We start from the raw sequence: 22,620 nt of genomic DNA, 5'->3' as shown, positions 1-22,620 counted from the left end.
GTATCCACAGGCCGTTTACGGGTGGCTGCGTTTTCGGAGCACGTGCGGCACGCTGGAGCCATGTTTATTGGTACGACGCCGCCCTCGCCACCCCGCGCCCTGCTCGCACATTGCGGTGGCGTTACCGGCGCGCTGCGCTCCTGGGCCGGTGCCCTGGGCGACCTCATCTTCCCGCGCTGGTGCGCCGGATGCGGGGTCTGGGATGCCACCCTGTGCCCGGCCTGCACCCGCGCGGTAGCCGGCAGCTGGCGCGGCGGGGAAGGCCGCGCCCCCGCCCTCATGCAAGTTCTCCCCAACGGCGATGAAGAAGCCCTCTTCCCGGTTTTCGCCCTGGGGGAATACGTCGGGGTACGCCGGCAAGCACTCCTCACCTGGAAACACGGGAACGACGCCGCACTCACCTCCCGCTTCGCCACTCTTTTTGCGCAGCGCTGCCGGCAGCTCGCTCCGCTCTGGGAGGGCACGGCGCTCAGCGTTATTCCCGCGCCCTCGGGCGCGGCTCGCCATCGGGCCGGGCGTTTCGTTGCCGGGCACCTGGCGCAGGCCGCCGCGCGGGGGCTGGTTGCCGGGGGAGTAGATGCGCAGGCCGCACCGGTGCTCATCAGCGGGGAAAGCGCTAGTAGTGGGCTACTCGGCGGCATCCTGCGCGGTGAAGGAACTGGCGGCGGGGCACTCGGCGCGCTTCCGGCGCGGCTCCTGGCCCGCGCAAAACACGCGGCGGAAGAAAAGCGGGCCCGGGCCGGGCAGCGCCACCTTGCCGGTCAGCGGGAGCGGGCTGCGAAAGGCCGCGGGATTCGGCTGAGCCCGGGCATCACCATTCCCGGGCGGGTCATTCTTATTGACGATGTGCTCACCACCGGATCTACCCTGGCCGGGTGTGCCCGAGCCATCGCGCAGGTGGGTGGGCAGGTGGTTGCGGCATTGGTCCTAGCCCTCGCTCCGGATCCGCGTCCAGCGAACTCGCGCACAGCGTTATCGCTGCTCCAGCCCTTTCAGAATGTTGTGAACTGAACTACACTTAATGCCAAGAAATAACGGTGCCGGCCGCGCGAGCGGGCGAAACGAGCAATGGTGAACGTTGAGCCGCATGCGTGCCGGGTGACCCAGGATAGGGGGTGGTGCCTCTCTTATCCGCGTGAGAAGCGGGCATTTTTTTCAGCGGGCCGTGCGCCCGCCACTACATCCCAAGGAGGACACCGTGGAGATTATCGTCAAGGGTAGGAACACTGAAGTTTCGGACCGTTTCCGCAATCACATTGAAGAAAAAATCGCGAAGGTGGAACAGTTCGCTCCGCGCGCTCAGCGCGTTGAGGTAGAGGTGTCGAAGGAAAAGAACCCCGCCCAAGCGGATAACTCGAAAGTTATCGAAATCACGGTTATTGATAAGGGCCCGGTTATCCGGGCTGAGGCCTCAGCCGCTGATCAGTACAGCGCCCTCGATCTAGCATCCGGAAAGCTTTTTGAGCGGCTGCGCCGCTCGCGTGATCGCCGCAAGTCCCATCGGCGCGTGGTTGAGAAGGTGGGCGAACCGCTCACGCTCACCGCGGAGGACCTCGCGGCCGAAGCCCAGGCAGAGCCCGCGCCCGAAGTCGAGGTGGAAGCAGCGCATCCCACCCGCCCCGAAACTACCGGGGAAGCGGTAGAAACCCAGCTGGGGGATTCCCCGGTTGTGGTGCGCGATAAGCTCTACGAAGCCAATCCCATGTCCGTGGACCAGGCTCTCTACGAAATGGAAATGGTGGGCCACCCCTTCTACCTCTTCATCGACGAAGAAACGAAGCAACCGTGCGCGGTCTACCTGCGCCACGGCTGGACCTACGGGATTATTCGTCTCGACACCACGGTGCACTAAAGACCGCACCCGGGTGTGGCCCGCGCCGCGCCTCCCGCGCTGAGTAGCGGGCTAGCAGCGGAATTCCAAACGGGCCGAAGCCACGAATACACACCAAGGCGAGGGACCGAGCATCATGCCCGGTCCCTCGCCCTGTGCTCGGCCCCTCGCCCTATTTCCCAGATCGTAACTGACCATGCGCAGCCGCCTCCGAAAACAAAGTGCGCATAAGAGCACCGTTTTCACCCGGTTTCATGTTCCTTACGCGCACTTGACGGGGTTGACGGTTCGAAATGCGCACTCTGAGGAGGAGAGAGACCGGGTCGGATAACAAAGTGGTACTGGAGCTACAGCCAATCCCCGATTTTCTGTCGTGCAGTACCACTCTGTGTGGCTCGATGTTCCCCAGTACCACCCTGCCCGCCGTGCGCACGGCTCGCTAAGATAGGGGAGGTGAACGCAGAAGGAGAGTTAGCCGTGACACATGCATCCCCCGCCCCCGAGCAAGCCACCCCGGAACGCACCTATCGGGTAGCGGTGATCGGCGCGGGACCGGCCGGGATTTACGCCTCGGATATCCTCAGCAAATCCGATATCCCGGTCAGCATTGACCTTTTCGATAAGCTGCCCACTCCCTACGGCCTGGTCCGCTACGGGGTTGCGCCTGACCACCCGCGCATCGGCTCGATTATCAAAGCCCTCCACGCCATCCTCAAACGCGGCGATATCCGCTTCCTCGGGAATGTGAAAATCGGGGAAGACGTTCACATGTCCGAAATTCACGAGTTTTACGATGCCGTCGTCGTCGCCACCGGCGCCGATCAATCCGTACCTCTCACCATCCCGGGCGCCGATCTTCCGGAAGTCTACGGGGCCGCGGATTTCGTTTCCTGGTACGACGGCCACCCGGATGTGCCGCGCACCTGGCCCCTGAACGCCCGCAACGTCGCGGTTATCGGGGTGGGGAATGTGGCCCTCGATATTTCCCGTATCCTCGTGCGTTCCGCCGATGACCTGCGCGCCCACACCGATATTCCGGAGAATGTGGAGCGCGGGCTGCGCGCCAACCCCGTCGAACACGTGCATATCTTTGGGCGGCGCGGCCCGGCCCAGGTAAAGTTCACCCCGCTTGAGCTGCGAGAATTGAGCGAAGTGGCCGGGGTGGATATCCAGGTCTACCCCGAAGATTTCCAATATGATGCCGGCTCCCAAGAAGCCCTCGATTCCTCGAAGATGACCCGTCAGGTGGTGGATCTTCTCACAGATTGGGTCTTCAACGACCCGGAAGAAATGACCGCCCCGCGCCGGATCCATATCCACCTCATGCAGGCCCCGGTGGAGATCCTCGGCACGGATCACGTGACCGGCATCCGCATGGAACGTACCCAGCTCCAGGGGGATGGTACCGTGACCGGCACCGGCGAAACCGTCGATTACCCGGTGGAGGCCGTCTATAGCGCTATCGGCTACGCCTCCGAACCGCTGGACGGACTTCCCTGGGATCCCATCCACCGGGTTATCCCGAATGAGGAAGGCCGTATCGTCACCGATACGGGGGAGGCTATCCCCGGCTACTACGTGACCGGCTGGATCAAACGCGGTCCCGTGGGCCTGATCGGCTCCACGAAATCCGATGCGCGCCAAACCATCCGCCACCTCGTTGCCGACGCTCAAGCCGGCATCGCGCGCGCCACCGGGGACGGCTCGGGCGGGCGCGGGCTCCTCGACCTCCTCACCGAACGCGGCGTGAAATGGACCACTTGGGAAGGCTGGGAACTCCTGGAAGCTTTCGAGGAAAACCTCGGCGCCCAGCAGGGCCGCGCCCGCGTCAAGGTGGTCAATCGTGACACGATGACCGCGATTTCCCGCGGGGAGTCGCACGACGGCGCACTTCTCTAACCATCCGCTCATCCCTCACCTTCCGCGACAGAAAGAAGAACGCTTATGCACGGCGAATACAAGGAACTCGGCCAGAAAATGGCCATTGTTGACCTGGACGTGGTCGATAACAAACTCGCGAATGTTCGCCTCTCTGGTGATTTCTTCATCGAACCGGATAGCGCGCTGTGGCGCATCACCGATGCCATCGAGGGGCTGAGCGCGGATGCTTCCGCGGAGGATATTGCCCAGGCGGTGGAAGCGGCGGTGCTCCCCACCGATAACCTCTTCGGGCTGAGCCCGCGCGGGGTTGCCGTGGCGGTGCGCCGCGCCGTCGGCCATGCCCTGGCCTGGGAAGATATCGATTTCGAGGTCCTTCACACCCCGGTTATCCACCCGGTTCTCAATATGACCATGGATGAGACCCTCCCCGAAGCGGTGGCCCGCGGGGAACACAAGCCTTTCTTGCGTATCTGGGAATGGGACCGCCCGCTCGTGGTCATGGGCTCCTACCAGTCCTATTCCAATGAGATCAACCAGGACGGGGTGGATCGCCACGGGATCACCGTGGGCCGGCGCATTACCGGCGGGGGCACCATGTTCATGGAGCCGGGCAATTGCATCACGTATTCGCTGGTAGTGCCCACCGCGCTCGTGGACGGGATGTCCTTCCTGGAGTCCTATCCCTTCCTGGATGCCTGGGTGATCGAAGCCCTCGCGCGGGTGGGGGTGAAAGCCCACTACGTTCCCCTCAATGACATCGCCTCCGACCGCGGCAAAATCGGCGGCGCGGCCCAGAAGCATTTCGCGACCGGCTATATGGTTCATCACGTCACCCTCGCTTATGACATCGACGCGGACAAAATGATGGACGTGCTCAATATGGGCAGCGCGGGCAAAAAGAACCGCGGGCACCGCTCCGCGAACAAGCGCGTGGACCCGATGAAGAGCCAGACCGGGATGGAACGCGACGCCATTATCGAGGTATTCAAGGACGTATTCACCCAGAAATACGGCGCGAGCCAGGGGCAGATCACCGCGGAGGACCTGCGCGTGGCCCAGGAACGCTACGAGGCGAAATTCTCCACGCCCGAATGGATTCACCGCCTGCCCTAAGTTCGGTTGCGGCGCATGGGCGCGCTATTGCATTGCGTACGTGCGCGGTAGTGCGCGTGCGTGCGCGTAAGCGTGTGTATGCGCGCTCCGGCACGTGCGTACGCACCCTTGCACGCGTAGGTACGACGGCGCAGCTAGCGGTCGGCGCGCTCGCCGGGCAGCCGGGGGAGTGGTGGTGGCCACGTTCCCGCCTCAAAAGTTGACAGTAACTTTCCTCCCTGGGTAATCTCATCTGGTGCCTTACGGAAGGGCGGCCACGAAGCCTTTCTTCCGCGGGGTGAAAAACACTTCTTCGGAAGTTATATTGGCGGGTTTCCCGAGCGGCCAAAGGGACCTGACTGTAAATCAGATGCGTTACGCTTCGTAGGTTCGAATCCTACACCCGCCACGAAATGTCGAAATGGTTGATCTGTTTCACATTTCTCGCATTGTTGGTTTTTCAGCGTGAATCGAGTAAGCTTGGTACTCGTTGCGAAATCGGCATCGCCCCGATAGCTCAGTCGGCAGAGCGTCTCCATGGTAAGGAGAAGGTCAAGAGTTCGATTCTCTTTCGGGGCTCCGTTGCCGCCTCATGCGGTGACATGAGGCGGGGTAGCTCAGATGGTCAGAGCGCACGACTCATAATCGTGAGGTCGCGGGTTCAATCCCCGCCCCCGCTACTGACTACCAGTAGGGCACAACCTTGAGGAGAAAAAGGAATGGCTAGCAAGTCTGCTGACGTGCGTCCCAAGATCACCCTCGCCTGCGAGGTGTGCAAGGAACGTAATTACATCACGAAGAAGAACCGCCGCAACGATCCGGATCGTCTGCAGCTGAAGAAGTACTGCTCGCGGTGCAATGCCTCCACGAACCATCGCGAAACCCGCTAATAGCGCGGTAGCGTGACGGTATCCCACCCGGGATGAACCCCGGCCGGGATGCACAGCTCAAGGGAAGCCTGAACGGGCTTCCCTTTTTGCGTATCTGGTGGCTCCAGCTGCGCCGTCGTACCAATCGCGCTCGGGCTGAAGCTGCGCCGTCGTACCAATCGCGCGCGCAGCGCATGCGCCGTCGCCGTGAAAGCCGTAGGCTAGAACAATGAGCTGTACTCTTCCCGAACCACCCGAACCGCATCACGTGAGCGCGCCGGTGCTCTCCACCCGGGCCCGCAGCGGAGCTACCACCCTCGCCGAACTCACCACCATCGGCGTGGGCGGAACCTTCACCGAACTCGTGGAAGCCACCACCGAAACCGAGGTGGTGGATACCGTACGCCGGGCGGACGCGGCCGGCACCCCGCTCCTCGTTATTGGGGGCGGCTCGAATATCCTGCCCGCGGATAGCCATTTTGACGGGATTGTGCTGCGCGATATGCGCTCCGGGATCGTGTTGGATTCGCTGGGCAGCTGCGAAGGCGCGAATTTTTCCGCGCTGCCGGGAACCCCGTGGGATGACCTCGTGGTCCACGCGATTTCCCAGGACTGGGGCGGTTTTGAAGCGCTCTCCGGGATTCCGGGAACGGTTGGCGCGGCCCCGGTGCAAAATATCGGGGCCTACGGGCAGGAAGTCGCCGCGACCCTCGCGCGTCTCAAGGTTTATGACCGGCGCGAAGAACGCATCCGCACGCTGTTCCTCGCGGATATGCGCCTGGGCTACCGCACCTCAATCCTCAAGGAAACCATCGGGGAATACGGGCCGAGCCCGCGGTATATCGTCCTTGAGGTGACTTTCCAAACCAAGCTATCCAATGTGTCCGATCCCATCGGCTACGCGCAGCTGGCCCGCCACCTCGGGGTGGAGCTCGGGGCGCGGGTGCCTTCGGAAACGGTGCGAGAGGCGGTACTGGAGCTGCGCGGTAGCAAAGGCATGGTCCTCAATAATGCCGACCGCGATACGTATTCGTGCGGTTCTTTCTTCACCAACCCGGTGCTCACCACCGCGCAGGCGCAGCGGCTGCCGGAAGACGCCCCGCGTTACGAGGTGCACGACGCCGCACACGCAACTCTGAGCGGCGGTGTTCCCGTAGTAGACGGGCTAGTCAAGACCTCAGCCGCCTGGTTGATTGAGCATGCCGGGTTCACCCGGGGCTACGGGCACGGCCCGGCGCGGCTCTCCTCCAAGCACACCCTAGCGCTCACCAATGCCGGGGGAGCCACCGGTTCTCAGCTGCGCGCGCTCGCCCGGGAAATCCAGGCCGGTGTGAAAGAAGCCTTCGGGGTGGTGCTCCATCCCGAGCCGGTGGTGCTCGGCGGCCTGGAAGCCTAGTCCTCTTCTGCCAGCCAGGCATCAACCTCCGCGAGCCAGGCCCGTTTGGAGGAAGCGGAGGCGAAGGAAGCGCGGATGGAACGGCGGGCTAATTCGGCCAGCTCCGCATCGGAGAAGCCCTGCCGGCGCGCAATCTCATACTGGTCATTGAGGCGGGCCAGGAAGAGCAGCGGGTCATCGGCACCCAGGGCGATGATTGCCCCGGCGTCGAAAAGGGTACGCAGGGGAACATCGTCATTTTCGCGGAATACCCCGAGCGACACATTCGAGGCGGGGCATACCTCCAGCGCGATCCCGCGCTCCACAATCTCATCGATGAGGGCGCGATCCTCGGCGGCCCGCACCCCGTGGCCGAGCCGGTCCGGATTCAGGTGCGTGATGACCTCGCGCAAATGCTCGGGGCCGAGCAGCTCCCCGCCGTGGGGAACCGAACGCAGGCCGGCCCGCCTGGCGATGCGGAAAGCTGCCTCGAATTCCGCGGTGTGCCCGCGCCGCTCATCATTGGAAAGCCCGAAACCCACTACCTCGCCGGGAGCATCCCCGGCGTAGCGGGCGGCCAGACGGGCCAGGGTGCGCGCATCGAGCGGGTGGCGGGTGCGCGAGGCCGCCACAATAACACCCACCTCCACACCGGTATCCCGGGTGGCCGCTTTCGCCTCGTCGAGAACAATTTCGAGGGCCGGGGTGATACCGCCGACGTAAGGGGCGTAGGAGGTCGGGTCGATTTGAATTTCCAGGCGCCGCGATCCTTCCGCCCGGTCGGCCCGAGCCGCTTCGCGTACGATCCGCCGCATTGCTTCTTCAGATCGAACGACGGCGCGCGCGGCATCGTAGGCACGTTGGAATCGGAACCAGCCGCGCTGGTCCGCGGGCACCTGCATCGCCACGTTATCGGTGAGGTTCTCGGGCAGGCGCACCCCGGCGTGGCGGGCCATATCCACGAGACTGGGCACGCTCAGCGAACCGGTGAAGTGCAGATGCACATGGGCTTTGGGAAGGGCAGCAAGGTCACGCACCACTCCATCTTCCCACGCCGGCGGCACGCGTGAGGTGCGGGCACCCGCAGCGTGGCGCGCGCCCGCATTGTGCCACCGGGGTGGATGCGGCACTATTGTTCTATGGCTGCATCTTCGGAAAGCGCTGATTTAGCGTTGCTGACCGGCCCGGACGCCGGGTCGATGCTCGCCACCGCGCTTCCCGCTTGGCAGCTCATCTCCTGGGCGGTCCACCGCGTCAATCACCGCCCCGGGGCCGGCGTGACCGTGAGCTACACCGTGACCGCGCGCGCCCGCGGGGAAGGCGGGCGCCCCACCGGCCAAGCGCGCGAAAAATACGTGTGCGCCTCCACCGCGCAGCTCTCCCAAACTTTCACCCCGAGCCTCGTGCGCCTCACCCACCGCGATACTGCCGTGTGGGTCTGGGAATACCCCCATGATCCCGAGCTTCCCGCGCTCCCGCTGGCCGTTACCCCGAGCCGAATGTCGGCATTCCTGGGAGAAAAAGTAGCGGTGGAGCTCAAAAGCTACCGGCCCACCAGGCGTGCCGTCGTCAAAGTCACCACCGCGGGCGGCGGAAGTGCTTTCGCGAAAGTGCTGCGCCCACCGGCCGCGCAGTCCCTGGCCAAACGCCATCGCATGCTAGGGGAGGCCGGGGTGCTCGCCCCGCGGGTGGTGCGCGAAGATTCGAGCGGCCTCGTTCTTATTTCCACCCTCCCGGGCGAGCCGCTGGCCAATTGGCTGGCCCGAGGGCTGGGGGAGCAGAGCGTCGCGCTTTTCGACACCCTGTGGAATCTGCAAGAAAGCCTGCCGGCCGCGGCCATCCACCTCACCCACCGGCCTGCCTGGGCGGATCGGGTGGGCCACTACGCGCACGCCGCCGCGGTAGCCCTCCCCGGTATCGCGGCTCGCGCCCACGCGGTGGCCAGCGGAGTCACGGAGATGATGGCCAGCCTCGATCCCGGGCCCATCGTGCCCGTGCACGGCGATTTTTACGAAGCCAATATTTTCGTGCAGCGCGGGCCGGCGGTAGGCGCGCCCGCGCCAATGGGGACTGCCGTAGACGTGCCCACGCCAACGGGGCGCGCGGCGGGAAGCCCCACCGGCTGGATGGCCGGCGTTATTGACGTGGATTCCCTCGGCCCGGGCTACCGCGCCGATGACTGGGCTTGCCTGCTCGGGCATATGAGCGTGCTGCCCCACCTGGCCCCGGCCGCCTACCCGCACCTGCGTTCCATCCTGGGCCAGTGGTGCGCCTTGCTGGAACAGCGTTTACCTGCCGCGCCCGTGTACGCGCGGGCAGCCGGGGTCACGCTCTCCCTCGTTGCCGGGGCCGCCCGCACCGACGGCACCCGCTGGGAACACGATGCCCTCGGGCGGCTGCGCGAAGCTGAATACTGGCTCTCCCGGGCGCGCTACCTGGCCGGATATGGAGGAAATGCCTACCCGCGGGGCTAGCTGCGCTCCCGATACACCCGCTGCCCGGCGAGCGGCGTCGTCGTTAAAACCCCGGAATTTTCGTCACCTGACAGTGCCGCAACCACCACGCACAAACAATACTGTTCACCCGCTCGTTACATTGTGCTTGCTTTCCGGTAAATGAGTTAAGTGAACCTTAGAGGGCCCACGTTCTGTTAGAAGGGATAAAAGGACAATGGGATCCTCACATTTCACTGCCCGGCGCGCGGTGGCAGCAGCAGCTGTGGCCGCCGTCGGCTTCTCGGCGCTCGCGGGAGGTGCCGCTTCGGCGGAAAATACCACCTACCGCACCGCGAACGGGCCGGAAAACTGCGTTATTTTTGATTCGCAAGGCAACGTTATTCCGCCCAAACCCGGCGATTGCGCGCAATTCGGTAAGGCGGGTCAGGGGCGTTCCAACGCCAAGGCCCGCAACGTCATCCTCATTATTGGTGATGGCATGGGCCAGTCGGAAATCACCGCGGCCCGCAACTACCTCAAGGGCGCCTCGGGGCGTTTCGAAGGTATTGACGAACTCACCTCCGAAGGTATGTACACGCACCATTCCCTCTACAAGGATGGTGCTTTCAATTACGTGACTGATTCGGCCGCCTCGGGAACCGCCTGGGCCACCTGTACGAAGACGTACAACGGAGCCATCGGCGTGGATTTGGCCGGCAAGCCGGTGCAGAACCTCATCGAGCAGGCCAAGAACGCCGGGATGCGTACCGGCAACGTGACCACCTCCGATATTCAGGACGCCACCCCGGCCGTGATGGGTGCGCATTCCACCAGCCGCAGCTACTACGCTCCCTCCGGTAACTCGAAGCCGGCCAAGGGCGCGGACCTGCGTGAAAACGGCGGGCTCGGCTCCATCTCGGAGCAGATTGTGGACACCCGCGCGGACGTGACCCTGGGCGGCGGCGCGAAGTACTTCGACGCCATGGTGACCACCGCCTCCGGGAACACCAACCCCTTCCTCGAGGGTGCGGCCAAGTACAACACCCAGTGGGAAGCCAATAAGTCGGTTCTGGACAATGCCCGCGCGAATGATTTCCAAGTGGTGACCACCGCCGATGAACTCGCGGGAATCACCAAGGCGAACCAGGATTCTCCGGTTCTCGGGCTGTTTGCGCCCTCGAATATGACCACGGCCTACAAGTCCTCCCAGGCGAAGGTCGGCGGGGCGAAGGCTGATCCGCTCACCTGCGAAAAGCAAGATATTGGCACCGAGCCTGAACTCGTGGATATGACCCGCAAGGCCATTGAACTTCTCGATGACCCGAGCGCGGAGAAGGGCTTCTTCCTCCAGGTTGAATCCGCCTCCATTGACAAGCGCGATCACGCTTCGGATGCCTGCGGGCAGATCGGGGAAACTGACCGCCTCGACCAGGCCACCAAGGTTGCCCTGGACTTCGCGAAGAAGGACGGGCAGACCCTCGTTATCGTGACCGCGGATCACTCGCATACCGCGCAGATTGTGTCCGACGGCGACGACCACGTGGGCCCCGTGACCCGCCTGACCACCGCCGATGGTTCGCCCATGTCCATCCTTTACGGCACCACGAAGGTCGCCGAGGATGGCACGAATGCCGGTTCCCAGCAGCACACCGGCGCGCAGCTGCGCGTGGCTGCTTACGGCCCCGGTGAAGAAAATGTGCTGGGTCAAACCGACCAGACCGATCTTTTCTACACCATCGGTAACGCACTCTCGCTCAACGCCGAAGCCTCCACCGCCGCCAGCGATGCCAATCTGGCCAAGCCGGTAGCCGGCGGGGCCAAGATGGCCATCGCCGTGGACGAAAACGGCAAGGTGACCGTGCCGGCCCCCGGTGATTTCGCCCAGTACGGCAAGGACGGCGAGCAGCGCTCGGATGCCAAGGCTAAGAACGTGGTGCTCTTCATCGGTGACGGGATGGGCGATTCGGAAATCACCTCCGCCCGCAACTACCTTTACGGGGCGAACGGGCGCCTGCCCGGTATCGATAACCTCGACTACACCGGGTCCTACACCCACTTCTCCATTGATCGCGACGGCGCCATCAACTACGTGACCGATTCGGCCGCTTCGGGTACCGCCTGGGCCACCGGCACCAAGACGTACAACGGCGCTATCGGCGTGGACCTGGCCCAGAAGCCCCAGGAGAACCTCCTGGAGAAGGCGAAGCGGGCCGGGCTCAAGACCGGTAATATCACCACCTCGGAAGTGCAGGATGCCACCCCGGCGGTTATGGGTGCTCACGTGACCAGCCGCTCGCATTACGCGCCCTCCGGGAACGCAAAGCCCGCCAAGGGTTCCGATCTGCGTGAAAACGGCGGGATGGGTTCGATTTCCGAACAGCTCGTGGATACCCGTGCGGACGTGACGATGGGTGGCGGCGCGAAGTACTTCGATGCCGAAGTCCAGGTGTCCGGTACCTGGGGTGAGACGACGCGGTGGACGGCCGGTAAATCCGTGCTGGAAAACGCGCGCGATAATGACTTCCAGATTGTGACGACGGCGGAGCAGATGGCTGCCCTGACCGAAGCCAACCAGGATAAGCCGGTCCTCGGCCTCTTCACCCCGGGCAATATGCCGCGCATGTTCAACGAGTCGGTGCCCACCCCGGGCAAGCCGACAACCTACGAAACCTGCACGATTAACGAAGCCCGGACCGCCGATGTTCCCACCCTGGCGGCCATGACCCAGAAGTCCATGGATCTGCTCAAGAACGACGCCGGATTCTTCCTCCAGGTGGAAGCCGCCTCGATTGATAAGGCTGATCACGGGGCGGATGCCTGCGGTCAGATTGGCGAACTGGACGATTTGGACCAGGCAGTTGCGGTAGCGCAGCGCTGGGCCAAAGAGAATGGTGAACCCACTCTTATCCTCGTGACCGCCGATCATGCCCACACCTCGCAGATCGTGGGTGCGGGAAGCACGACCTCCGGTGTGAACACCATCCTCAAGACGGTTGATGGCGACTACATGCAGATGTCCTATAACACCGCGGCCTCCAATGAGGTGGCGCGCGGCGGCCAGGGCCACACCGGTGCCCAGCTGCGTATCGCGGCCTCGGGCCCGGGTGCGGAAAACGTAATCGGGCGTACCGACCAGACCGACCTGCACTACACCGTAGCGAATGCGCTCGGCCTGGATAAGGAATCGCAGCCGGTTGTCAATCAGTTCGTCAAGGAAGGTGCCAAGCCGGAGCCGAAGCCGGAGCCCAGCGTGGATCCGAGCGTGAATCCGACTCCGGAACCGGGTACGGACCCGAGCGGTGATCCCACCGTTCCAGCCGAGCCGTCCGATAACGGCAACACCTTCTACGTATCCAATAACTGGACCGCCACCGTGGCCCAGGCGGTCTTCAGCTTCGGGCGCGCCGGCGACGATGTGCTCGTAGGCGACTGGAACGGGGATGGCAAGGATAGCTTCGCGGTGCGCCGCGGAAACACCTTCTACGTCTCCGATACCCTCGCGGGCGGCAAGGCCCCCATCGAATTCTCCTACGGTAAGGCCGGTGACACCGTGCTCGTGGGTGACTGGGATGGCGACGGTAAGGACACCTTCGCGGTTCAGCGCGGCAACACCTTCTACGTGGCGAACTCCCTCAAGAGCGGGGACGCGGATGAGGTCATCAGCTACGGCCGCTACGGAGATACCCCGCTGGTCGGTGACTGGGATGGCGATGACAAGGACACCTTCGCGGTACGCCGCGGCAATGTCATCTTCGTCAAGAACGCCATTGTCTCGGGTAACGCCGATACCCAGTTCTCCTACGGCAAGGCCGCGGACGAAGTCTTCACCGGAGATTTCGACGGTAACGGCACGGATACCTTCGCGGTGCGCCGCGGCAACGCGCTGCTCGTGAAGAACTCCCTCAACGCCGGCCCGGCCGATCTCACGCTCCACTACGGATGCGTGGCCGACGAGCTCTTCGTTGGTGACTGGGACGGTAACGGCACCGATACCCCGGCGGTGCGGCGCTAAGTACTGGCGCTAGGTGCCGGCACTGTACGCCGGCACGATAAACACGGCACTGCGCACCGGCGGTCAATACTGGCGCTCAGCTGCCTGAATAACGGGTCAAGCACTGTGGGCCGCGGCGGAAACGTCGCGGCCCACAGGTGTTGGAAACGTGCCGGATTGACCATGCGGAGCACAGCCGGCCGGCTAGGCAGCTCTCCGGCTGCTAGGCGAAGTAATCGCGCAGCCGCGCCATGCCCTCGGCTAGCTCCGCATCGGAAAGCGCGTAGGAGAAGCGCAGGAAGCCGCCCACCCCGAAGGCTTCCCCGGGCACCGCGGCCACATTAATATCACTCAGGAGCTGATCGGCCAGCTCCAGGGAGCTCGTGGCGCGGCGGGGGCCCGCCCCGCCCAGCAGGCCTGCGACGTCGGCAAAAACATAGAAGGCGCCATCCGGGGGCGCGACCTCCACCCCGTCAATACTGGCCAGTTCGCTCACGATGCGGCCGCGGCGGCGCGCGAAGCCCTCGCGCATTTCCTCGATGCGGTCGCGCGGGCCGGTGAGCGCGGCGATGGTGGCCCGCTGCGCCACGTTATTGACGTTCCCGGTCAGATGCGAATGCACCCGCTTGACCGCGGCCATCACATCCGCCGGGCCGTAGAGCCACCCAACCCGCCAACCCGTCATCGCGAAGGACTTCGAAACCCCGCCGATCACCAGGGCTTGCTGGGCCAGCTCGGGCACTTCGGCCAGCGGGTAGGCGGTGCGCACGCCGTCGTAGGTGAGGTGTTCGTAAATTTCATCGACCACCAGCCAAATCCCGTGCTCAAGGGCCCAAGCGCCGATAGCGCGCACTTCCGCGGCGCTGTAGACCGCGCCGGTCGGATTGGTGGGCGAGCACAGCAGCAGCGCCTTCGTTTTCTCGGTGCGGGCGGCCTCAAGCTGCTCCACGCTCACCTTGAAGCCCTGCGCCGGGGGCGCGTACACCTCGGTGACGGTACCGCCGAAGAGCTTAATGACTTCCGGGTAGGTCACCCAGTAGGGGGAGGGGAGGAGCACATTATCGCCCGGGTCGATGAGCGCCGCCCACGCTTCGAAATTGGCCTGTTTCGCGCCATTAGTAACGACGACGCAGCTCGGGTCAATCCGCACCCCGGCATCGAAAGCGACTTTGGCGCAAATCGCCTCGCGCAGCTCCGGCAAGCCGTTGGGATCGGAGTATTTGTGATTACGGATATCGCCGGTGGCGGCAGCCGCGGCGGCAACAATATGATCCGGGGTGGGGAAATCCGGTTCCCCGGCCCCGAAGGAAATAATGGGGCGGCCGGCGGCCCGCAGTTCACGCTGGCGGGCATCCACCGCGAGGGTGGCGGAGGGAGCAAGGGCTTCCAGGCGCGCGGAAACGCGGCGCGGGGTATGGGGGCTCGGTGTAGTACTCACCCTCCCATTAAACACTGTCCCGGCCGAGGCTGTGACCTTTCTCCAAGGGAAGGTGCGGAAGTGGACGGCCGGGGCGTTATCGACTATGCTATTCCGGGTATGACGGCCTCGCGGTCGTGATACTCCAACGTCCACCTGGCGGCCGGAGCTCGCGGAGCACCCCGGTTTCAGGCATAATGGTGGAGTTGCCAACCTAGGGTAGTGGCGCAATTGGTAGCGCATCGGTCTCCAAAACCGGCGGTTGGGGGTTCGAGTCCCTCCTACCCTGCTCCTGCCCCGCCAATACTGACGGGGCATTGTTACGACGAGGAAAAGGACGCACTGTGAAGGAAGTTGCAGCATCCAAGTCCTCCAAGGGCGCTGCGGAGAAGAAGGGCTTCTTTGCCCGGCTCGCGCAGTTCTTCCACGAAATCTTCGGTGAATTGAAGCGCGTCCAGCGCCCCTCCCGGGAGGAACTGGGGCAGCTGTTCACCACGGTGGTGCTCTTCATCCTCGCCGTGATGGTCTTTATCGGAATCTTCGATCTTATTTTCGGTCGCGCCACCGTCTGGATCTTCGGGTAGGTCCAGAACCAGGGCCGGCCCCAAGAACAGTGAGGGAACAGCGTGTCTGAGAACAATACCGCGCACGACGATCTTTTTATGGAACCGGGTGCAAGCGCGCCCGCTGAGGAGGCTGCTCCCAGCGCGGATTCCCTCACCGATACCACCACCCCGGAAAGCGTAGCCGCGGAAGAAACCGCGGATGCTGCGCCCGGTGAGGAAACCGCTCCGGCTTCCTCCAAGAAGGGCAAGAAGAAGGACGGCATCGTCACCGAAGAAGAGGTGCGGGCCAAGCTCAAGGGCCTGGAAGGCCGCTGGTACGTTCTCCACACGTACTCCGGTTACGAAAAGCGCGTCAAGCAGGACTTGGAAGTCCGCCTTGTCTCCATGAACATGGAGGACTACATCTTCCAGATCGAAGTCCCCATGGAAGAAGTCTTCGAAGTGCGCCGCGGGCAGCGCAAGCTGGTATCGCGGGTGCGCATGCCCGGATACGTGCTCATTCGCATGAACCTCACCGATGATTCCTGGCGCGTGGTGCAATCCACCAATGGCGTGACCGGTTTCGTAGGCAATGGCCGTACCCCGGTGGCCCTCACCTTTGATGAGGTTGTCACCATGCTGACCCCGGTGGTGGAAGCCGCCGCGGCAGATGAGGCACGCGCCGCGGGTCTGCCCACCGGCGCCACTCCGGAAACCATCGCTCCCTTCGAAGTGGGCGATCCGGTCACCCTCACCGCCGAACCGTGGGCCGGAATGCCGGCCACCGTCTCGGAAATCGACGCGGAAAACCAGCGCCTCACCGTGATGATGACGCTCGTCGGTCAGGAAACCCCGGTGGAGCTCTCCTTCGCCCAGGTGCGCAAGGAAGACTAAGTTCCACGTGGCAGCTGCGGCGTCGTCGTACTTCCGTAAACCGGCGCACGCATAGACGTAAGAGCGCAGAAACGCGAGCACGGCGGCAACGCAGGCTCGTATCTCGCGCAATTCAACACAAGCTCCGCGGTGTGTCTCACACAGGCGGGGCTTTGTGCATCGCTCACTTTCCCGTAATATAGATAGGCGTGCCGTCGCTAGCCATTGCGACGGCTGTTCAATGAGAAAAGGACCAGATATGGCACCGAAGAAGAAGGTTGCAGGCTTCATTAAGCTACAGATTCCTGCCGGCCAGGCCACCCCGGCCCCGCCGGTTGGTCCGGCTCTCGGTCAGCACGGCGTGAACATTGTTGAGTTCACGAAGGCGTACAACGCCGCGACCGAATCCCAGCGCGGAAACATCGTCCCGGTGGAAATCACCGTCTACGAAGACCGCACATTTGATTTCGTTCTCAAGACCCCGCCGGCGGCGCAGCTCATCAAGAAGGCTGCCGGGGTGCAGAAGGGTTCGCCCACTCCGCACACCCAGAAGGTTGGGCACCTCACGGCCGATCAGCTTCGCGAAATCGCGAAGATCAAGGAGCCGGACCTCAATGCGAATGACATTGACAACGCCGCCCGCATCATCGCCGGCACCGCCCGCTCCATGGGCATCACCTCGGACGCTATCTAAATAGCGCGTGCTGGAAGGCGGCAGCGCCGTCGTTCCACCGCAATCTGAGACCACAACGTAACCGGAGCTAAGAGCATCGAGCAACCGCGCTCTTAGCATCCGCAGGTTCCCGAGTGGAACCGTGGAAGGGCCACGCAGGCTCGTTGACCACACCTGCACTAAAGGAGAAGCAGAAATGGCAAAGCGCTCGAAGGCATACCGCGCCGCAGCAGAAAAGATTGCGCCCGGTGTGCTCTACACCCCCGTGGAGGCAATGCGCCTCGCGAAGGAAACGTCGGTGACGAAGTTTGACGCAACCGTGGAAGTTGTGTTCCGTCTCGGCGTGGATCCGCGTAAGGCGGATCAGATGGTTCGCGGTACCGTGAGCCTGCCCAATGGCACCGGCAAGACCGCCCGGGTGATCGTCTTCGCCCAGGGCGAGCGTGCCCAGCAGGCTATTGACGCCGGCGCGGACGAAGTTGGCGGCGACGAACTCATTGAACGCGTTGCCGGCGGCTGGACCGATTTCGATTCGGCTGTGGCCACCCCGGATATGATGGGCAAGGTCGGCCGCCTCGGCCGCGTGCTCGGCCCCCGCGGCCTCATGCCGAACCCCAAGACGGGCACCGTCACCATGGACGTGGCGAAGGCCGTCAGCGATATCAAGGGCGGGCGTATCGAATTCCGCGTGGACAAGAACTCCAACCTGCCCTTCATCATCGGCAACACCTCCTTCACCGAGCAGCAGCTCCTGGAGAACTACGCTGCCGCCTACGAGGAGATCATGCGTCTCAAGCCCTCCTCCTCGAAGGGCCGCTACATCCTCAAGGCCACCGTGTCCACCACGATGGGCCCCGGCATCCCGATTGATGCCACCAAGACTCGCGCCGAAGCCTAAGGGCCGGTTGGCGATTAAGCGGATATACGCGTAACGCGAAGGGCGGGGATCCTCAGGGGTCTCCGCCCTTTGTTATATGTACGGCGGTTCGCGTATCTGCGCGCATACCTGGCTGTGACGGGCCCGCGCGTTCCGCGGGCTTTGGGCGCGCGCGTTCCGCCGTTTTTTCTTGTCGTAACCGTGCTTTAGGCTAGAGCCGTGACTTTCCATCCGCGTGTACGTGACGCTTTGCTCGCCTGCCTCCTCATGCTGCTCTGCCTAGGGTGGGCGGCGTGGGCCTTTGCGCACAACCCGTCCATCAACCCGGTGGGGGAGTGGACCTACCTGGACTACTCCCTCAAGGCATCCAGCGGCACCGTCCCCGCCCCCGGGGATGTGATGGCCCCGCAGGCCCGGCAGGCGTGGGCTTGCCATGCCCCGGCCGGCACCGCCATCACTCCACCACCCTGCGATACCTGGGATCAGGTGGCCCCGGCAGATTGGCCCTATCGCGCGGAAAACTACAATGCTTTCCACCCGCCCCTGTATTTTTTGGTCGACGGCGCCATCGCGCGCCTGGGTGGCCTGTCGGGATTGAGCTTCCTCACGGGCGCCCGCCTGGGTTCGGCGGTGCTGGTAGCCGCCGGTGTGGGGCTTTTCTACGCCGCGCTGCGCGCCTGGCGCTTGAGTCCGGCGGTGTCCTTCGCCGCGGCGCTGTTCTTCCTGGCGGTGCCCTCGGTGGCGGCCAGCGCCACCATGGTGCATAACGACGCCGTGGGCCCGCTGGCCGGCGCGGCCGCGGTATGGCTGAGCGCGCGCATCGTGGTAGGTAAGAAAACCGGCTGGGTGCTGCCCGCGTTGATAACCGCGGCTATCTGCCTCTCCCGGGTCATTTCTATTACCGGAATTTTGGCAATTCTGGTGCCGGTCACCTTGGCGATTTGTTGGCCGGGCCTGGTGGGCTTCGGGCGGGTGCAGCGGCGCCCCCTCGCGGTGCTGCTCGGTACCCAGGTGCTTACGGTGGCCGCCTGCTACCTGGGCTGGGATGCTATCCAGGGCGCCCGTACCCCGGAAGGCTACGTGCCGGCCATCAACGCGATTTCCACCTCCCCGGTCAGCGAAGCCAGTACCGGGCGCCTCCTTCTCAGCCTTCTCAATCCTTATGGCCTGACCAATCCCGGGGCTAAGTACCACTTCTCCCCGGAGCTCATCTCCGCTTCCACCCAGATCTGGGGCACGGTGGCTTACGGGATTCTCTTGGCCGGGCCGCTCCTCGCCCTGGTGGCGGGGCTGCGCTCGGTGCGCGGGCGGGTGCTCGGTCTATCGGGCGCTACCGGGCCCCTTATTGTGGGCGTGGTGGTCCAGGCGCGGGAAATTATCAACGGCGGCCTTTACTTCCGTTCCATTCCGCGCCGCTACGGGATCGCCAATGTGGCCGGGGCGCTGGCCGCTATCGCCCACCTGGCAGACCGGCCTATCTGGCGCGGTGTGCTCATGGGGGCCGGGGCGCTGGGGTACCTGTGTTTGCTCGCCGGGCCGGTGCTGGCGTAGCTGCGCCGTCGTACCTATATGGACGGGGCCGGCACACGCTATATGTACGCCTTCAGTGCGTGTGTCGGACCGCCGGCGGGGCACGGGCCGGAAGTGGATCTTCGCGGAGGGCCACCTATCCGCGCCCGTGAGGCAAGCCACGCGGAACGGCCTTGGCGTGGCCGCGCGAAAACGATAGACTAACCGATGCCAAAGACCGCAGGTTCCAACGGGATCAAACTCGCACCGCGAGGCCAGCGCAGGTAAGAACAGAGCTGAATGTTGCCGTGCTCACGGCAGGTCATCCAAGCCCCGTGCCTTACCGCGCGGGGCTTTTTCGTTGCCGATCCTGCGGGTAAGACCGGAAGGAGGCCCCATGGCACGGACCGATAAGTCTGCAGCGATTGCGGAACTCAAGGAGCTCTTCGAGAACTCCACCGCTGTGCTGTTTACTGAGTACCGTGGCCTGACGGTCGGCCAGATGAAAGATCTGCGCCGGTCGTTCCAGGGTGGAGCTGTCTACAAGGTCGCCAAGAACACCCTTCTTGATATCGCCGCGAAGCAGGCCGGAGTCGAGGTAGCGGAGGGGACCTTCCAGGGTCCGACCGCCGTTGCTTTCGTTACCGGTGAAGCTCCGGAAGCCGCGAAGGCCCTCAAGACCTTCGCCAAGGAGAACGAAGCCCTTATCCTCAAGGGCGGCGTGATGGACGGTGCCCAGCTGTCCGCAGACGACGTCAAGCAGCTCGCGGAACTCGAATCCCGCGAAGTCCTGCTGGCCAAGTCCGCCGGTGTTCTCAAGGCGCTCATGTACCAGGCAGCGTACGTACTCAACGCGCCGGCCACCAAGGCCGTTCGCACCATCGACGCCTTGCGCGCCAAGCAGGAAGCGGCTGCGTAGCCACTTCCACCTCGGAATATCACGGGTATCGAATAGCGACTATCACGGATATTTCGGAGTTTTCGCGGCTCGGCATACGCGTCGCGGAGCGGCCCCCAGCCGCGCACCCAGTTAGATCTGCACGGCAGGTACTTCTGCCCATCAGATAGAGTCTGCTCGCTAGAGCGGAAAGGAAGGCCATCATGGCTAAGCTCTCGACCGAAGAGCTCATTGCAGCTTTCAAGGAGCTCACCCTCGTTGAGCTCAACGATTTCGTCAAGGCGTTCGAAGAGGAATTCGACGTTGAAGCCGCGGCTCCCGTTGCCGCCGTTGCCGCTCCGGCCGCTGCCGGTGGCGACGCCGGTGCTGCCGCCGAAGAGAAGTCCGACTTCGATGTTGTTATCGAAGCCGCTGGCGACAAGAAGGTTGCGGTCATCAAGGAAGTCCGCGCCCTCACCTCCCTCGGCCTCAAGGAAGCCAAGGACCTCGTGGACTCGGCTCCCAAGGCCGTCCTCGAAGGTGTGGACAAGGACACCGCCGAAAAGGCCAAGGAAGCCCTCGAGGGCGCCGGCGCCACCGTTACCCTCAAGTAACACGGCACGCCGAAAACTCGGCTAGTCGGCTGAACAATCAGCCATCGGAGCGCGGGCTTCATGCCCGCGCTCCACTCCACAAGCGGATACGCCCCGGCGTATCCGCTTGTTTGGTTTCCGGGCTGTGAGGCTCTGCGATGCGGGCCGTCCGGCGCCCTGCTGGATCGCAAAGTGGTACTGGAGCTACAGTCAATCCCCGATTTCCTGTCGTGGAGTACCACTTTGTAAGGCCCGATGTTCTCCAGTACCACTTTGTCGCAAAGGTACGCAAGAAGGTTGTAGCCGGCTACACTGGCACGAGTGAGCATCGGCGCATAGGCGGATGCAAAGCCGGAGACAGGGCCGGGAACGGAGAGCAGCTCGCCCCGGAAACGAGCCGGAAACGCCCCGGAAGCGCCCCGGATACAAACTCAACGATGATAACGAAGACGAACGTGAAGATGACGCAGGAAACAACGACGAATCACAGCTCCGAATCGCCCCAGGAGCAAAACCCGAAGCAAAGCCCGAACCAGTGCTCAAGCGAAGCCCTGAGCTGGCGCCCCCTCACCCCGAGCGACATCCCGGCCTGGGCTGCGCTGGGCGCCGCGGATCCCTCCCTGCTTCACTCCGCCACAGAGCGTGATCTGCGCGATTTCCTCGCCAATCCTGAGGTCGATCCGGCCACCGAAACCCTCGCGCTGTACCGCGGGGAACACCTCCTCGCCGGAGCCACGGTGTCCACGATGGGCGACGTCGACCAAGATGATGACCTCGATATTTATATTGGCTATGCCTGCCCGGACCTCACGTACCTCCCCGAACTCCTCCGCCGCTGCGAGCAGCTCGCCATCGGGCTCGCCGAACGCTCCGAAACCCGCTACTCCGGGCTGTCGGTGCAGGTAGCGCGCGATGATGACGCAGAAGAAACCAACGCGGCGCTGGGGGAGCTCGGCTACCGCCTCACCCGAAAATACGAAGTGATGCGCCGCCCGGCCGCGCAAATCCCCGCCGTCCACATTGATGGCGTGACCTTCCGCGCCCCCACCCTCGCTGACGAAGAGCCGCTGCGCCTCGCCCACGCCGAAGCTTTCCGTGACCACTACGGGCGTTACGATTACGACGCCGCATCCTGGCACTCCTTCCTCACCGGGTGGCGCATGCGCCTGGACTGCTCCGTCGTGGCGCTCAGCGAAGAAACCGGCGCGGTGGTGGGCTACGCGCTCGCCAATGACTACGGCACCGAGCTCTATATCGAATACCTCGGCTCGCTGCGAGCCGTGCGTGGGCGCGGGGTGGGCGGCCAACTCGTGGATCGTGTCATCACCAATGCGGCGCGGGCCGGGTATGCCACCGTTGGCCTAGACGTTGATACCCATAGCTCCACCGGGGCCGGCCGGCTGTACACCGCCCACGGGTTTGAAGGCTACTGCGCCGAGGTGACCCTCGAAAAACGCTTGCGCTAGGGGAGGTGACCACGCGGGGCTGCGGCGTCGTCGTGCTACTAGAACGCCCCGCGCAACGGTACCCCGGCGCACGCAAGCTCGCCACCCGGCCCGGGCCGCGCCACATACGCACGCACCCGCAGACCTGCGCGAACACCCCGCGCAACGGTGCCCCGGCGCGCCCGCACTTGCATGTACGCCGTTCTTGTGCGAAAGTACTTTCGGACGATGAAGTTCAGCTGAGATACCGGCACCGCCAAGCGCTGGTATCCCTATGTGTGACCCCTCGCATAGGCCTGGGGTCTTGGTTCTTGCCGTTAAAACGTGTAGTGTAGAA

The 22,620-nt window shown here is 63.9% G+C and carries 18 protein-coding genes and 4 tRNA genes; 20 read left to right on the top strand and 2 right to left on the bottom strand.

Features of this window, described 5'->3' with window-relative positions:
• Positions 1 to 60 precede the first annotated feature (60 nt).
• The 9 genes from QP305_RS04005 (at position 61) to QP305_RS03965 (ending at position 7,069) form a co-directional block, all read left to right on the top strand.
• The gene (locus tag QP305_RS04005) at positions 61 to 1,011 is read left to right on the top strand and encodes a ComF family protein (RefSeq protein WP_284904096.1); all 951 of its coding nucleotides are present in this window, start codon (positions 61 to 63) and stop codon (positions 1,009 to 1,011) included.
• 187 nt (positions 1,012 to 1,198) lie between these two features.
• Positions 1,199 to 1,852: a ribosome hibernation-promoting factor, HPF/YfiA family gene (gene hpf / locus QP305_RS04000; RefSeq protein WP_284904095.1), complete on the top strand. Its 654-nt coding sequence runs from the start codon at positions 1,199 to 1,201 to the stop codon at positions 1,850 to 1,852.
• Between the two features lie 456 nt (positions 1,853 to 2,308).
• The gene (locus QP305_RS03995; protein ID WP_284904093.1) at positions 2,309 to 3,730 is read left to right on the top strand and encodes an FAD-dependent oxidoreductase; all 1,422 of its coding nucleotides are present in this window, start codon (positions 2,309 to 2,311) and stop codon (positions 3,728 to 3,730) included.
• A 45-nt stretch (positions 3,731 to 3,775) separates the two neighbouring features.
• Positions 3,776 to 4,825 carry a lipoate--protein ligase family protein gene (locus QP305_RS03990; RefSeq protein WP_284896430.1) on the top strand — a complete coding sequence of 350 codons (1,050 nt, stop codon included), beginning with the start codon at positions 3,776 to 3,778 and terminating at the stop codon, positions 4,823 to 4,825.
• A gap of 306 nt (positions 4,826 to 5,131) precedes the next feature.
• Positions 5,132 to 5,213, top strand: a tRNA-Tyr gene (locus QP305_RS03985).
• Positions 5,214 to 5,310: 97 nt separating this feature from the next.
• A tRNA-Thr gene (locus QP305_RS03980) sits at positions 5,311 to 5,383 on the top strand.
• Between the two features lie 27 nt (positions 5,384 to 5,410).
• Positions 5,411 to 5,484: transfer RNA gene (locus tag QP305_RS03975), tRNA-Met, on the top strand.
• Positions 5,485 to 5,523: 39 nt separating this feature from the next.
• A complete protein-coding gene (gene rpmG / locus QP305_RS03970; protein WP_016443127.1) occupies positions 5,524 to 5,694 on the top strand; it encodes a 50S ribosomal protein L33 in 171 nt (56 codons plus the stop codon).
• 208 nt (positions 5,695 to 5,902) lie between these two features.
• Complete coding sequence (locus QP305_RS03965) at positions 5,903 to 7,069, top strand: UDP-N-acetylmuramate dehydrogenase (RefSeq protein WP_284904092.1); 1,167 nt, start codon at positions 5,903 to 5,905, stop codon at positions 7,067 to 7,069.
• On the opposite strand, the gene QP305_RS03960 is transcribed toward QP305_RS03965, so the two are convergent.
• Positions 7,066 to 8,085 carry an adenosine deaminase gene (locus QP305_RS03960; protein WP_284904091.1) on the bottom strand — a complete coding sequence of 340 codons (1,020 nt, stop codon included), beginning with the start codon at positions 8,083 to 8,085 and terminating at the stop codon, positions 7,066 to 7,068. The genes QP305_RS03965 and QP305_RS03960 overlap by 4 nt on opposite strands.
• A gap of 102 nt (positions 8,086 to 8,187) precedes the next feature.
• Here QP305_RS03960 and QP305_RS03955 point away from each other — a divergent pair, with 102 nt between their 5' ends.
• Both QP305_RS03955 and phoA read left to right on the top strand, forming a co-directional pair.
• Positions 8,188 to 9,522: a phosphotransferase gene (locus tag QP305_RS03955; protein ID WP_284904089.1), complete on the top strand. Its 1,335-nt coding sequence runs from the start codon at positions 8,188 to 8,190 to the stop codon at positions 9,520 to 9,522.
• 196 nt (positions 9,523 to 9,718) lie between these two features.
• Entirely contained in the window at positions 9,719 to 13,495 is a 3,777-nt protein-coding gene (phoA, locus tag QP305_RS03950; RefSeq protein WP_284904088.1) for an alkaline phosphatase, read from the top strand.
• 202 nt (positions 13,496 to 13,697) lie between these two features.
• Here the strand turns inward: phoA and QP305_RS03945 are convergent, their stop codons facing one another.
• Positions 13,698 to 14,912, bottom strand: coding sequence for a pyridoxal phosphate-dependent aminotransferase (locus tag QP305_RS03945; protein WP_159455005.1), 1,215 nt, complete (start codon positions 14,910 to 14,912; stop codon positions 13,698 to 13,700).
• Between the two features lie 195 nt (positions 14,913 to 15,107).
• On the opposite strand from QP305_RS03945, the gene QP305_RS03940 reads away from it, so the two are divergent.
• The 9 genes from QP305_RS03940 (at position 15,108) to QP305_RS03900 (ending at position 22,304) form a co-directional block, all read left to right on the top strand.
• A tRNA-Trp gene (locus QP305_RS03940) sits at positions 15,108 to 15,180 on the top strand.
• A 55-nt stretch (positions 15,181 to 15,235) separates the two neighbouring features.
• Entirely contained in the window at positions 15,236 to 15,475 is a 240-nt protein-coding gene (gene secE / locus QP305_RS03935) for a preprotein translocase subunit SecE (RefSeq protein WP_016443121.1), read from the top strand.
• Between the two features lie 42 nt (positions 15,476 to 15,517).
• Entirely contained in the window at positions 15,518 to 16,330 is an 813-nt protein-coding gene (gene nusG / locus QP305_RS03930; RefSeq protein WP_284904087.1) for a transcription termination/antitermination protein NusG, read from the top strand.
• Positions 16,331 to 16,568: 238 nt separating this feature from the next.
• Complete coding sequence (gene rplK / locus QP305_RS03925) at positions 16,569 to 17,003, top strand: 50S ribosomal protein L11 (protein ID WP_016443119.1); 435 nt, start codon at positions 16,569 to 16,571, stop codon at positions 17,001 to 17,003.
• Positions 17,004 to 17,178: 175 nt separating this feature from the next.
• On the top strand, positions 17,179 to 17,880 hold the full coding sequence (gene rplA, locus QP305_RS03920) for a 50S ribosomal protein L1 (RefSeq protein WP_284904086.1): 702 nt from the start codon (positions 17,179 to 17,181) through the stop codon (positions 17,878 to 17,880).
• A gap of 198 nt (positions 17,881 to 18,078) precedes the next feature.
• The gene (locus QP305_RS03915) at positions 18,079 to 19,410 is read left to right on the top strand and encodes a hypothetical protein (RefSeq protein WP_284904085.1); all 1,332 of its coding nucleotides are present in this window, start codon (positions 18,079 to 18,081) and stop codon (positions 19,408 to 19,410) included.
• Positions 19,411 to 19,765: 355 nt separating this feature from the next.
• Positions 19,766 to 20,287 (top strand): 50S ribosomal protein L10, encoded by a 522-nt coding sequence (rplJ, locus tag QP305_RS03910; RefSeq protein ID WP_026428294.1) that lies wholly within the window; start codon positions 19,766 to 19,768, stop codon positions 20,285 to 20,287.
• A 182-nt stretch (positions 20,288 to 20,469) separates the two neighbouring features.
• Positions 20,470 to 20,859 carry a 50S ribosomal protein L7/L12 gene (gene rplL, locus QP305_RS03905; protein WP_026428293.1) on the top strand — a complete coding sequence of 130 codons (390 nt, stop codon included), beginning with the start codon at positions 20,470 to 20,472 and terminating at the stop codon, positions 20,857 to 20,859.
• Between the two features lie 416 nt (positions 20,860 to 21,275).
• Positions 21,276 to 22,304 (top strand): GNAT family N-acetyltransferase, encoded by a 1,029-nt coding sequence (locus QP305_RS03900; protein ID WP_284904084.1) that lies wholly within the window; start codon positions 21,276 to 21,278, stop codon positions 22,302 to 22,304.
• The last annotated feature ends 316 nt before the right edge of the window (positions 22,305 to 22,620 follow it).

Source organism: Actinotignum timonense (assembly GCF_030216305.1).
Classification (GTDB): Bacteria; Actinomycetota; Actinomycetes; order Actinomycetales; family Actinomycetaceae; genus Actinotignum; species Actinotignum timonense_A.
The sequence above is the reverse complement of the archived record's forward strand: the minus strand, read 5'-3'. Positions and strand labels throughout refer to the sequence as shown.